This window comes from Nitratireductor thuwali, from assembly GCF_036621415.1.
Lineage (GTDB): Bacteria > Pseudomonadota > Alphaproteobacteria > Rhizobiales > Rhizobiaceae > Chelativorans > Chelativorans thuwali.
This window is the reverse complement of sequence record NZ_CP030941.1, coordinates 3,962,627-3,974,777: the sequence shown is the minus strand read 5'-3', so window position 1 is coordinate 3,974,777 and position 12,151 is coordinate 3,962,627. Positions and strand designations below refer to the sequence as shown.

14 protein-coding genes and 4 tRNA genes are annotated in these 12,151 nt (G+C 62.6%); 6 read left to right on the top strand and 12 right to left on the bottom strand.

Annotation, left to right across the window (positions count from 1 at the left end; all coding sequences use genetic code 11):
- Positions 1 to 12 precede the first annotated feature (12 nt).
- From rplL to NTH_RS19225, 9 genes are all read right to left on the bottom strand, one after another.
- Positions 13 to 387, bottom strand: coding sequence for a 50S ribosomal protein L7/L12 (gene rplL, locus NTH_RS19265; RefSeq protein WP_338531535.1), 375 nt, complete (start codon positions 385 to 387; stop codon positions 13 to 15).
- A 51-nt stretch (positions 388 to 438) separates the two neighbouring features.
- A complete protein-coding gene (rplJ, locus tag NTH_RS19260; protein ID WP_338531534.1) occupies positions 439 to 957 on the bottom strand; it encodes a 50S ribosomal protein L10 in 519 nt (172 codons plus the stop codon).
- 353 nt (positions 958 to 1,310) lie between these two features.
- Positions 1,311 to 2,012, bottom strand: coding sequence for a 50S ribosomal protein L1 (gene rplA / locus NTH_RS19255; RefSeq protein ID WP_338531533.1), 702 nt, complete (start codon positions 2,010 to 2,012; stop codon positions 1,311 to 1,313).
- Between the two features lie 4 nt (positions 2,013 to 2,016).
- Positions 2,017 to 2,445 (bottom strand): 50S ribosomal protein L11, encoded by a 429-nt coding sequence (rplK, locus tag NTH_RS19250; RefSeq protein WP_265519988.1) that lies wholly within the window; start codon positions 2,443 to 2,445, stop codon positions 2,017 to 2,019.
- Positions 2,446 to 2,604: 159 nt separating this feature from the next.
- Entirely contained in the window at positions 2,605 to 3,132 is a 528-nt protein-coding gene (nusG, locus tag NTH_RS19245; protein WP_338531532.1) for a transcription termination/antitermination protein NusG, read from the bottom strand.
- A gap of 35 nt (positions 3,133 to 3,167) precedes the next feature.
- Positions 3,168 to 3,371 (bottom strand): preprotein translocase subunit SecE, encoded by a 204-nt coding sequence (gene secE, locus NTH_RS19240; protein WP_265519990.1) that lies wholly within the window; start codon positions 3,369 to 3,371, stop codon positions 3,168 to 3,170.
- Positions 3,372 to 3,703: 332 nt separating this feature from the next.
- Positions 3,704 to 3,779: transfer RNA gene (locus NTH_RS19235), tRNA-Trp, on the bottom strand.
- 104 nt (positions 3,780 to 3,883) lie between these two features.
- On the bottom strand, positions 3,884 to 5,059 hold the full coding sequence (gene tuf, locus NTH_RS19230) for an elongation factor Tu (protein ID WP_338531531.1): 1,176 nt from the start codon (positions 5,057 to 5,059) through the stop codon (positions 3,884 to 3,886).
- Positions 5,060 to 5,280: 221 nt separating this feature from the next.
- Positions 5,281 to 5,631 (bottom strand): helix-turn-helix domain-containing protein, encoded by a 351-nt coding sequence (locus NTH_RS19225; RefSeq protein ID WP_338531530.1) that lies wholly within the window; start codon positions 5,629 to 5,631, stop codon positions 5,281 to 5,283.
- Positions 5,632 to 5,744: 113 nt separating this feature from the next.
- On the opposite strand from NTH_RS19225, the gene NTH_RS19220 reads away from it, so the two are divergent.
- Positions 5,745 to 6,449: a glutathione S-transferase family protein gene (locus NTH_RS19220; RefSeq protein WP_338531529.1), complete on the top strand. Its 705-nt coding sequence runs from the start codon at positions 5,745 to 5,747 to the stop codon at positions 6,447 to 6,449.
- A 192-nt stretch (positions 6,450 to 6,641) separates the two neighbouring features.
- Here NTH_RS19220 and NTH_RS19215 read toward each other — a convergent pair.
- Positions 6,642 to 6,715: transfer RNA gene (locus NTH_RS19215), tRNA-Gly, on the bottom strand.
- Positions 6,716 to 6,738: 23 nt separating this feature from the next.
- Positions 6,739 to 6,823: transfer RNA gene (locus NTH_RS19210), tRNA-Tyr, on the bottom strand.
- Between the two features lie 198 nt (positions 6,824 to 7,021).
- Between NTH_RS19210 and NTH_RS19205 the strand changes: the two genes are divergently transcribed.
- The 3 genes from NTH_RS19205 (at position 7,022) to NTH_RS19195 (ending at position 8,764) form a co-directional block, all read left to right on the top strand.
- A complete protein-coding gene (locus NTH_RS19205; protein WP_338531966.1) occupies positions 7,022 to 7,858 on the top strand; it encodes an RNA methyltransferase in 837 nt (278 codons plus the stop codon).
- A gap of 132 nt (positions 7,859 to 7,990) precedes the next feature.
- Positions 7,991 to 8,066 (top strand) — tRNA-Thr (locus NTH_RS19200).
- A gap of 233 nt (positions 8,067 to 8,299) precedes the next feature.
- Positions 8,300 to 8,764: a putative immunity protein gene (locus NTH_RS19195; RefSeq protein WP_338531528.1), complete on the top strand. Its 465-nt coding sequence runs from the start codon at positions 8,300 to 8,302 to the stop codon at positions 8,762 to 8,764.
- Positions 8,765 to 8,877: 113 nt separating this feature from the next.
- On the opposite strand, the gene NTH_RS19190 is transcribed toward NTH_RS19195, so the two are convergent.
- On the bottom strand, positions 8,878 to 9,936 hold the full coding sequence (locus NTH_RS19190) for an SDR family oxidoreductase (protein ID WP_338531527.1): 1,059 nt from the start codon (positions 9,934 to 9,936) through the stop codon (positions 8,878 to 8,880).
- Between the two features lie 112 nt (positions 9,937 to 10,048).
- Between NTH_RS19190 and NTH_RS19185 the strand changes: the two genes are divergently transcribed.
- A complete protein-coding gene (locus NTH_RS19185) occupies positions 10,049 to 10,939 on the top strand; it encodes a LysR family transcriptional regulator (RefSeq protein ID WP_338531526.1) in 891 nt (296 codons plus the stop codon).
- Between the two features lie 272 nt (positions 10,940 to 11,211).
- The gene (locus tag NTH_RS19180) at positions 11,212 to 11,985 is read left to right on the top strand and encodes an NAD kinase (protein WP_338531525.1); all 774 of its coding nucleotides are present in this window, start codon (positions 11,212 to 11,214) and stop codon (positions 11,983 to 11,985) included.
- The last annotated feature ends 166 nt before the right edge of the window (positions 11,986 to 12,151 follow it).

Here is a 12,151-nt window from a genome sequence, read left to right as displayed (position 1 = left end):
CCGGAAGCCTTGTTACTTCAGCTCGACCTTGGCGCCGGCGCCTTCGAGCTGTGCCTTGACCTTCTCGGCCTCGTCCTTCGACACGCCTTCCTTGACGGCCTTGGGAGCGGCTTCGACCAGGTCCTTGGCTTCCTTCAGGCCGAGGCCCGTGATCGCGCGGACTTCCTTGATGACGTTGATCTTCTGAGCGCCGGCATCGGCCAGCACAACGTCAAATTCGGTCTTCTCTTCGGCAGCTTCGGCAGGCGCGGCAGCGCCGCCGGCAGCCACGGCCACGGGAGCAGCGGCGGACACGCCCCACTTCTCCTCGAGCAGTTTCGACAGTTCAGCCGCCTCGAGGACGGTGAGGTTGGAAAGATCGTCAACGATCTTGGCAAGATCAGCCATTTGTCATTTCCTTTGCAAGGTTCGAACGTGTGTTGATGGTCTGGAACGGCCTCATGCCGCCTCGTCCTTCCGGGAATAGGCGCCAAATACGCGGGCAAGGTTTCCTGCCGGCGCGTTGACGACCTGGGCGATCCGGGTTGCCGGCGTGGAAATCATGCCGACGATCTTTGCCCTCAGCTCGTCCAGCGACGGCAGCGAGGCAAGCGCCTTCACACCGTCCGCGTCGAGCGCGGTCGCCCCCATCGCTCCGCCGAGAATGACAAGATTGTCATTGCCCTTGGCGAAGTCGGCGGCGACCTTGGGGGCCGTAACCGGATCGTCCGAATAGGCAATCAGGGTCTGTCCCTCGAAGAGGGCCTGAATGCTTTCGGACGGCGTTCCCTGAAGAGCGATTTTGGCGAGACGGTTCTTCGCGACCTTGACGGTACCGCCCGCCTCACGCATCCTCGACCTGAGGTCGTTCATCTGCGCGACGGTCAGTCCGGCATAGTGGGCCACGACCACAGAACCGGTGTTGTTGAACACCGCGTTCAGGCCCGTGACGAATTCGCGTTTCTCCGCTCTGTCCACAGCCTTTCTCCATTAGACGGCACGTCTTGATGCACGATGCCGCCGGGTTGCCTTTTGCCGGCCGGGCCATCCATTTCCTGGATCACCCGAACGACGTTCGAGGATCCTGCCCCCTTTCGCCACCCCGGCAGGGCCGGAGAACGGGCAAAAGGCATACACGGTTCGAACCTTCCATCCGCCTGATCGAACAGGCAAAATTTCGGGCCGCACCCGTCTCATGCAGGCTCATTATCGTATTAAGGCGAGCCGCCTGCAGTCTCGGACAGGACTTGCCGGGGGTTTCCCCTCGGCTCCCGGAACCGTTGCCGGTCCGGAACGGTCTCGCCAGGGGAGCGGGCTCCCCTGGCGAAGAATTACGATGCGGCGAGCGTCGACGGGTCGATCTTCAGACCCGGGCCCATCGTCGTCGTCAGCGCCACGCGCTTGAGATAGTTGCCCTTGGCGCCGGCCGGCTTGGCCTTGATGACGGCATCGGCGAAAGCGCGGATGTTCTCCGCGATCGCGTTGTCGTCGAAGGAGGCCTTGCCGACGCCGGCATGCACGATGCCGGCCTTCTCGACGCGGAACTCGACGGCGCCGCCCTTGGATGCCTTGACGGCGGCAGCCACGTCAGGTGTCACCGTGCCCACCTTCGGGTTCGGCATCAGGCCGCGCGGGCCCAGCACCTTGCCGAGACGGCCGACCAGCGGCATCATGTCGGGGGTCGCGATGCAGCGGTCGAAATCGATCTCGCCCTTCTGCACGGTCTCCACCAGGTCCTCGGCGCCGACGATGTCCGCGCCCGCGGCCTTGGCTTCCTCAGCCTTGTCGCCCCTGGCGAAGACGGCTACGCGCACGGTGCGGCCCGTGCCGTTCGGCAGGTTCACGACGCCGCGCACCATCTGGTCCGCATGGCGGGGGTCGACGCCCAGGTTCATAGCCACTTCGACGGTCTCGTCGAACTTGGCGATCGCACGTTCCTTCAGAAGCTTGACGGCCTCCTCAAGCGAGTAGTGCTTGTTGGGGTCGATGCCTTCGCGGGTCTTGGCCACGCGCTTTGAAAGTTTTGTCGCCATGTCTTCAGCCCACCACTTCAAGGCCCATGGAACGGGCGGAGCCCTCGACCATGCGCATGGCCGCTTCCACGTTCGTTGCGTTCAGGTCCTTCAGCTTCGCCTCGGCGATCTGGCGCACCTTGTCGCGCGAGATCTGGCCGATGACCACCTTGCCCGGCTCCTTGGAGCCCGACTTGAGCTTGGCTTCCTTCTTGAGGAAGTAGCTCACCGGCGGGGTCTTCATGGTGAAGGCGAACGACTTGTCCTGGTAGTAGGTGATCACGACCGGGATAGGCGAACCTTTTTCCATTTCCTGCGTCTGGGCGTTGAACGCCTTGCAGAATTCCATGATGTTGATGCCACGCTGACCAAGCGCAGGACCGATCGGGGGCGACGGCGTGGCCGACCCGGCGGGAACCTGAAGCTTGAGCTGGCCTGCAACTTTCTTAGCCATCTCTGTCTGCCTTGTTGTTCTGCCGGCCATCCTCGCAAGGCATGGGCCGGCGGTTGCAGTTCGGTGGTCCGGGCTGCAGGCGACCGGCTACGCCGCCCTGCCCTTCCACCATTTCAGCGCCGGCCATATCACCTTGCGGGGAAGAGCCGGCGCAGCCGGTCAGCCCTTTTCGACCTGACCGAATTCGAGATCGACGGGCACCGCGCGCCCGAAGATCGAAACTTCCACCTTGAGCCGCGAACGCTCCTCGTCGACTTCCTGAACGACGCCGTTGAAGGACGCGAAGGGGCCGTCCGAAACCCGCACCTGCTCGCCGACCTCGAAGGTCACCGACGGCTTGGGATGCTCGACGCCCTCCTGAACCTGGACCAGGATGCGCTCGGCCTCGGCCTCGGTGATCGGCACCGGCTTGGAATCGCCCAGGAACCCGGTCACCTTCGGCGTATTCTTGATCAGGCTGAACACGGCATCCGTAAGGTTGGCCTTGACCAGCACATAGCCCGGGAAAAACTTGCGCTCGGCGTCCACCTTGCGGCCGCGGCGAACCTCGACGACCTTCTCGGTGGGCACCACAACCTGATCGATCTCGTGGCTCAGCCCTTTCTGGCGAGCCTGCTCCTCGATGGATTCGGCAACCTTCTTCTCGAAATTGGAATAGGCGTGGACAATATACCACCGCGCAGTCATCGCAAAAATGTCTCCCTAGGCCGCAGACGTGTAATTCAGACGCCGATCTGGAGGATCAGCTCGATTGCCCGCGACATCAGCTGGTCAGCGGCAAAGAAAAAGAGCGCGGCCAGCGTGGCGAATGCCAGGACCATAACGGTCGAAATCAAGGTTTCACGCCGCGAAGGCCAGGTGACCTTCGCGGTCTCGGATCGAACCTGCTGAAGAAACGTAAAGGGGTTCGTGGTCTTCGACGCCATCTATCGCTCTTTATTTTTTGAAGCGCCCAAGGATATTCCGTCGGAACATCCCGGAGATTTTCCAGCGAGAACGGCTCGCTGCCGCCTTCGCCCCGCGGAACATGCCGATCCGCCGGCCGGCGAATCAAGTAGTTCCACACATGCAACAAAGGCGCGTAAAGCCGCTCCCGGCTCCACGCACCGCCTGTCTTTCACCTACATAGTTCCGATTTCGCCGATGCGCAAGGCCCTTAAAGCACCCTGCGGCCATTCGGCCGCACAAAGGAAGCTGCCTGTCAAACCGCCGCATCCTGCGCGGAAAACGGAACCAGCCGCGCCTTGCCGAAGGCGGATGGCAGGGGCAGCAGGGCTCGAACCTGCGACCTGCGGTTTTGGAGACCGCCGCTCTACCAACTGAGCTATACCCCTGTGCATGCCGTTCAGCGCGGCACGCCGCTATCTATGCGCAGACGGTCCGCGCATCAAGAAAAAAGCGGAAGGCCGGGGATAATCCCCAGCCTTCCGTCGAGACCTTACTCGGTGATGCTTGCGACGATGCCGGCGCCGACGGTGCGGCCGCCTTCGCGGATGGCGAAGCGCAGCTTCTCCTCCATGGCGATCGGCACGATCAGCTCGACGTCGACCGTCACATTGTCGCCCGGCATCACCATTTCCGTGCCTTCGGGAAGCGAGACCACGCCGGTCACGTCCGTCGTGCGGAAGTAGAACTGCGGACGGTAGTTGGTGAAGAACGGCGTGTGGCGCCCGCCCTCCTCCTTGGTCAGGATGTAGGCCTCGGCCTTGAACTTCTTGTGCGGCTTCACCGAACCGGGCTTGCACAGAACCTGGCCGCGCTCCACGCCCTCGCGGTCGATGCCGCGGATCAGCGCCCCGATATTGTCGCCCGCCTGGCCCTGGTCCAGAAGCTTGCGGAACATCTCCACGCCCGTCACCGTCGTCTTGGTCGTGTCGCGGATGCCCACGATCTCCACTTCCTCGCCGACCTTGATCACGCCGCGCTCGACGCGCCCCGTCACCACCGTGCCGCGGCCCGAGATCGAGAACACGTCCTCGATCGGCATCAGGAACGGCTGGTCGATCGGACGCTCCGGCGTCGGGATGTACTTGTCCACCTCGGCCATCAGCGCGCGGATCGCGTCCTCGCCGATCTCCTTGTTGGAATCCTCCAGCGCCGCAAGCGCCGAGCCCTTGACGATCGGAATGTCGTCGCCGGGAAAATCATAGCTCGACAGAAGCTCGCGGACCTCGAGCTCGACCAGCTCCAGAAGCTCCGCATCGTCGACCTGGTCGACCTTGTTCAAAAACACCACAACCGCCGGAACGCCGACCTGGCGGGCCAGGAGAATGTGCTCGCGCGTCTGCGGCATCGGGCCGTCGGCCGCCGAGACCACCAGGATCGCGCCGTCCATCTGCGCCGCGCCGGTGATCATGTTCTTCACATAATCGGCATGGCCCGGGCAGTCGACATGCGCATAGTGACGGGCTTCCGTCTCATATTCCACATGCGCCGTCGAAATCGTGATGCCGCGCGCCTTCTCCTCTGGCGCACCGTCAATCGTGTCGTAGGCCCGGTACTCGCCGAAATACTTCGTGATCGCAGCCGTCAGCGACGTCTTGCCATGGTCAACGTGACCAATCGTACCGATGTTCACATGCGGCTTGTTGCGCTCGAATTTACCTTTGGCCATCTCAATTTCCCTTGGGCGGCATGGTTGGAATTGTCAGATGCCGGGGCGATTAGCGATTATGTGCGGAAAAAACAAGCCCTTTCGCCATCGCCGGCCAACCGCGCGCTCCAACGCCGCCCCGCTGGCGCCCAGGTCTTCCCGTCCAGCCATAGCGGTTCGAGCGCAAGCAGAAATCACGAATCTCGCGGATCCGCAGATGCGGCTGACACCGCAGGCGCGCCCTATACGTCGGCCGCTGGAATGCTCGCCCTCCTTATGCGCATATTCTCCGTTTCATCCCACCAGTCACCCAGGGCGTCGATGAGAGGTACGAGCTTGAGCCCGGCAGGCGTCAGATCATATTCGACCCGCAGCGGGTAACCATCGAATGTAGTGCGCTGAACGATACCGGCGGCTTCGAGCTTACGCAGTTCGAGCGTCAGCATCCGGTGGGAGACCGTGGGATTGTCCCGCTGCAGATCGCTGAAGCGCTTGGTGCCGTCCTTCAGGTAGTAGAGAAGGAGCGATGGCCAGCGTCCGCTCAGCACTTGCATGACCTCCTCAATCGGACAACGGGAAACGAGATCTTTCATGGCCCTGCTCTGATCGTGGTTACAAAAAGATGCGTAATTTACTTGGGAACGCATGTGCGTAACTTCCAGTTTCGCTGCGCAGCGTGATCAACAGAAATCACGGAGTACAGAAATTGGAACCGATTCTTCTCTACGGCTTCCCCGCCGGAAGCTCCATGGGCCTCGTCGCCGCCCTCGAGTGGCTCGGCAAGCCCTACCGTCTCTGCCGGGTGGATATGCTGGGCGAGATGCGCGATCCCTCCTATGCCCGGATCAATGCAAGGCACGAAACGCCGGCATTCATCACTGACGAGGGCCGCATTCTGACCGAGACGATGGCCATCGCGGCATGGCTGGAGGCAAGGGACTCGGAGCGTCGCATAAGCTTCGAACCCCTATCGCCTGAAGCTGACAGGATGCACCAGCTGATGGCCTATGTGAACACCGGCTTCACCGGCGCTTTCAGCCCGCTCTGGGCTGCACTGGAAATGGAGCCGCCAAACCCGCAGATGCAGACAGTGCTCCGCAAGTGGGGCAGCGAAAGTGTGATCGAGCGTCACGACAAGCTGGAATCCATGATCGGTGACGGGCCGTTCCTTCTCGGAGAACATCCGACACTGGCGGACGGCATCCTCGTCGGCGTTGCGCGGTGGCTCGATTTTCATAACGTCGCCGATCCCGAACGCTGGCCCAACCTCGCCGCCATACGTCGGCGCATCGAGGCGGACCCGGCTGTCATCTATGCAACGGCGCTGGAGAACGGTGAAATGCCGGGCGGGTCGGGGGCGTGCCAAGGTCATGTCACGCTAGCCGAAGTCATCGAACGCTTCGGCGCATGATCCTCAGCGCGGCTTCCAAACTGTTGTCACAGAGACAACCGCGAAGCCGCGCGCTTTCTCGCACTGTCTAGCCGATTTGCCGATCGCATGGATAGATGGCTTCCGGGTCGGGCAGCACCGCGGCGCCCACTTTCAGGCAGGCCGTGAAACCTGGCCGGCTCGCTAGTCGTGAATGAGAAACCACGGACGCGCTGGAGCGGGTAGCGGGAATCGAACCCGCATATTCAGCTTGGAAGGCTGCTGCTCTACCATTGAGCTATACCCGCATTCACGATCACCTGGCCGACAGTGGTGGAGGGGGCTGGATTCGAACCAGCGTAGGCATAGCCAACGGATTTACAGTCCGTCTCCTTTAACCACTCGGACACCCCTCCGTGCTGTCGCCGGAACCATGCAACGAGTTCTGCCGCGGCTCTTCCGCCGCCCTCAGGCCACGTCCGAAATCCGCGATGCGCCTTATGGCCACCGGGCTTGTTCCTGTCAACAGCGCCTTGGCCATCGGCGTCAGAAAAATGTCGCGCGCCGCGCCCGGGCGGATGGCGGGCGGGCCGATCGTCGTCTATATGGGCGCGATGAACAGTGCAAACAACGGCAGAACGCCGAAAGACAGCCACTATGCGCGCCTGCGCCGGGCTCACCGGGAGCGGCAGGGCGGCGAGGCTCCGCCGCCGACGGCGCCGCCGGAAGGCCTCGTGCGGCTTTACGGCCTGCACACCGTGCGCGCCGCGCTCGACAATCCCGGCCGCAAGATCGCGCGCATGCTGGTTACCCGCAACGCGGCCCAGCGGCTGGAGCTCGGGCCCCTCGACGCCCTGCCCTTTCCCGCCGAGCTGGTCGAGCCGAGGGCGATCGACGCGCTCACCGGCCCCGATGCCGTCCACCAGGGCGTGCTGATCGAGACCCGGCCGCGCAAGACGCGCACCCTTGGCGGCCTCGGCGATGCCCGGCTGGTGCTGGTGCTCGACCAGGTCACCGACCCGCACAATGTCGGCGCCATCATGCGCTCCGCGGTCGCCTTCGGCGTCGACGCGCTGGTGACGACGGCGCGGCACAGCCCGGCCGAATCCGGCGTGCTGGCTAAATCGGCCTCGGGCGCGCTCGAACATCTCGACCATATCGAGGTGCGCAATCTCGCCGATGCGCTGACGGAGCTTCATGGCGCCGGTTTCCAGACGGTGGGGCTGGATTCGGACGGCCCGCTCGTCCTCGAGCAAGCTCTCGACGGCGGCAAGATCGCGCTGGTCCTGGGCGCCGAAGGCAAGGGCCTGCGCCACAAAACGCGCGAAACCGTGACGAAGCTCGCGCGCCTCGACATGCCGGGCGCCATTCGTTCGCTGAACGTGTCGAACGCGGCAGCCGTCTCGCTCTATATCGCCAGGCGTCAACTGGGCAGGACGGCTTCCGGATAGGGCATGCGCCGCCGGCAGAGCATTGAGGACGGGGGGTGGCGCCGGGGCTGCCCGGCCCCCATATTTCCTGTCGGGCCTTGAAGACCAGTTTTCATTTCCCTCGGCCCGCGATTATGCTATGCGCGGCGCCATGCCCTTGTAGCTCAGTTGGTAGAGCACCTGATTTGTAATCAGGGGGTCGCGGGTTCGAATCCTGCCGGGGGCACCATTCTCCAGTTTTTCGAGCGTTGTTTTGCCCTTTTGGACGGGCCCTAGAGACAACCTGCCGACCTATCTCCCGCGACGGCTTACCCGTTCCGAAACGATAGGGAAGGTTTAGCGCCTCGCGGGAATGGCAAAATTCGACCCCATTCCAGCAGTTCGATATCATGGCAGCCTTACCGAAAACAGCCGTAGATGGCGAAGGGCGCCCATGCGAATTATATAATCGGGTGAACATCTATGCGAGACAAACGATTTGTCGCAGCCCACCGCGGCGGCCCACTTGAGACACGCCAGCACCGCGCGCTCATGGCATGGGGGCGAAACTGTGCCAAGCATGTTTTGCCCCTCATGCCCGACGAACTGGACCAAAGGCTGATTGATGCAATCGCGGTTTCGCGAAGGTGGGAGGCGGGAGAGGTTCAAACGGGCGTGGCTCAAAAAGCGTCAGTCGCTGCACATGCCGCGGCGAGAGAGTACCGAAGTGGTGTGTCGGTGGCGATTGCCCGTTCTATCGCGCAAGCCGCAGCTACGGCGCATTTCGCTGATCATTGTTTAGTAGCAGCTTTCTATGCCTTGAAGGCGGCAAAGCTAGGTGAGGTCTCCGCTGAACTAGAACGAGCATGGCAAGATGATCAGCTTGGCGCCGACATTCGTGATCTGGTGCTTCAGAACAGGGGAACCAGAGAGAATTCCATCGCCTGAGCGGCAGCAACCGACCCCATCTCGAACGCTTGTCGACGATCCGGCGAAATCGAAAACCAGCCATCTAGCTGGGCGAGAGGGGCGGCGGCGAACACCGCCCCGGCAGTGGACCGCTAGCTAATGATCTTGCGTGCACGCAGATCATCGAACACTGAAAAGAACATTGTTGCCGTGTCGACATGTTCGTGAAAGCCTAGGCGCCGTGCCTTCGATCCGTCGGCGAAAAAGTCGTAGTTCCAGCTAAAGACAGCATCACCGAAAGGCCAGGACGACACCTCCGAATAGCTGATATCTGCCAGTCCGTGACGTTCGATCATGTCTGCCCATAGGGGTTCCTTGTCAGCCATGATAGTCGACAGGTGCATTGGCAGGGGCGGCGCCAGGTCCAGTTCGAAATAAGCCGCGATCCTGGGCCACATTTCGCTCCAGCGAAACAGGTCACCGTTGGTGATATTGAGAGCTTGGTTTGCACAGCCCGGCGTGGTGGCTGCCCATACCGTGGCTCGCGCCAGCAGCCCGGCGTCCGTCATCTCCAGCAGGCTGTCATAGGCGCCTGGCTTGCCCGGGAAGCGGAGTGGCAGTCCCAGTTCCTTGGACATGCTGGCGTAAATGGCGATCACCATGGCGAGGTTCATCGGATTGCCCAACCCGAAACCGATGACCACGGAAGGGCGCAATGCGGACCATGTCCAAGTCTGGCGGATCTGCCGCTGTTCGAGAAACACCTGCTGGTCGATATTAAATTCGGGCGGCATGTGATTGGCGTCACTCTCTCGCGCCGGCGTCTTGAAGGGGCCGAGATGGGCGCCATAGACCTTGTAGCCCTGCATGAGGCTGATGTGCTGCAACCCGTTGGCGACGGGCTCGATCGCATCGACAACATTGACCAGCATCGCCAGATTTGGCGGCACCAGCGCGGCCCAGCTGGGGCGATCCTGGTAGGCAGCATAAAAGATATGCGTGACCTCAGATAGTTTGGCGAGGGCTTGGCAGGTGGCCTCGCGGTCGAGCAGATCGACAGCGATATAGCGGACACGTCCCCTGGAGGCGCCACCCCGGCGTGACAGCCCGACGATATCCCAATCATCCAGTGTCAGCAGATGGTCGATGAGATTGCCGCCAATTACGCCATTGGCCCCAACCACCAGGGCGGTTTTTCGTGTTTCGGACATGCTGTTCTCCAAGCGCCCCCGATGGGCGATGGCGCAGCATCATTTATTTACTCCTGGCGCTGCAGGCCTCTTGATGTGCTATCAGCTATAAAGAAAACTTTGGGGTGCTTTGATGGATGTCCTGGCCGCAATGGGCGTGTTCGTGCGGGTGGCCGAATTGGGTAGCCTGTCTGCGGCAGGCCGGGACCTGAAGCTGTCCCAGCCTGCCATCAGCCAGAGAGTCAGCGCGCTGGAGCGGCATCTGGGCGTGCGGCTGGTCAACCGGACCACACGTCAAGTGGCGCTCACCGAAGCGGGTCTGGCATATTATTCGCGGGTCAAGCCAGTGCTCGCCGCGGTCGATGAAGCGACCGAACTGGTCGCTGGCGCTGAACGCCGGTTGACGGGTCGCCTCCGCATTCACGCGCCAACCGGTTTCGGCCAGATGTATCTGTCCGATATCGCAATCGCGTTTCAGCTGATGCATCCTGGGCTGATCACGGAATTGATGCTGGACGACCGATATGTGGACCTGACCGAGCAGGCGGTCGACCTTGCCGTTCGCTTCGGTACCCTGCGGTCCTCTGGCCTCATCGCGCGTCGGCTCGGCACGCTCCATCGTATTCTGGTTGCCGCGCCTGCCTATCTTGCACAACATGGCACGCCCGAGACGCCGGAAGAGTTGTCGACACATCGGCAGGTGCGGTTCAGTTGGGCTGCGACCGACGACACCATGCCGTTGATCAGTCCGGCAGGGCCGCTGTCGGTAGCGGTGCACACCAGCTTCCTTGCCAACAATACTTTCGTGCTCACCAAGGCGCTCGTGGCCGGCCTTGGCCTGGGCGGCGCACAGCTACCCCAGATACGGGCGGAACTTGCCACCGGCAAGTTGGTGCAGGTCATGCCGGCTTATCAGTATGCGTCGCTCGACGTGCATGCCGTCTTTCCCACGTCGCATTTCCTCCCCGCAAAAGTCAGGGCATTCACGGATCACCTTAAGAGCGCTTTATCGGAAATCATCTGACACGTCCGTTCGCACGACCGGGCTTGGTTGTCCCCAATGCCCAGGTTCTTCCGGCGCCTGCAGCCTGCATATGCCTCAGAATTTTGATAGGCGTCTGCTTTTCGTGGCCGCACGCCGAAAGCGGACCGACAGCAAACTACCCTTCGACGCCGTGCGCAGGGGCAATCTGCCGTGGCGGCAGCGCCCGCGCTTTGCAGCGGCAGCCGCCCGTGGTAACCGGGATGGCCGTTCCGCGCGGACATGGTTGAAACAGATCGGAAGCCGCCATTCCCATGAAGTCCTCCGCCCTCTCCCTCGCCTTCGTGTCGACCGAATCCGAAGACGCGCGCGACGCCGCGGCGAGGCTCTCGGTCCTCTACGGCCAGGAAAAGCCGGAAAATGCCGAGGTGATCGTCGCGCTTGGCGGCGATGGCTTCATGCTGCAGACGCTGCGCGACATGATGGGCCATGACAAGAAGATCTATGGCATGAACCGCGGCACGATCGGCTTCCTGATGAACGAATACCGGGAGGAAGGCCTGCGCGAGCGGATCGCGGCGGCCATCCCCGAAACCGTCCGCCCGCTGGAGATGACCGTCACCGAGGCCGATGGCGGCACGAGGACGGCGATGGCGATCAACGAAGTGTCGCTGCTGCGCCAGTCCTACCAGGCGGCCAAGATACGGATCTCCATAGACGGCAAGGTGCGGCTCGAGGAGCTGATCTGCGACGGGGTGATGGTCGCCACGCCCGCCGGCTCGACGGCGTACAACCTGTCGGCCCACGGCCCCATCCTGCCGCTCGATGCGCCGCTCCTGGCGCTGACGCCGGTAAGCCCGTTCCGGCCGCGGCGCTGGCGCGGCGCGCTGCTGCCGAACCAGTCGACCGTCGACTTCTCGATACTCGAGCACGAAAAGCGCCCGGTCAACGCCGTCGCCGACCATACGGAGATCAAGTCGGTGCGGCATGTGCGGGTGCGCGAAGCGCACGACCGGACGGTGACGCTCCTCTTCGACGCGAGCCATTCATGGGATGAGCGCATCCTGTCGGAACAATTCCGCTACTGAGCGGATTAGCGCGAAAATGCCCCCGCCCTGCCGGAATCGCCCTTTTGGCGAGGCCGGAAGGCAATAGCGCTGTTGACATTGGCCGCGCGCGCGTTCATTTGATCGCTGCGGGGCATATCGCGCTGATTATATGCGCGGTTCCGCGCGGACGCGGAAGTTCTTCGGC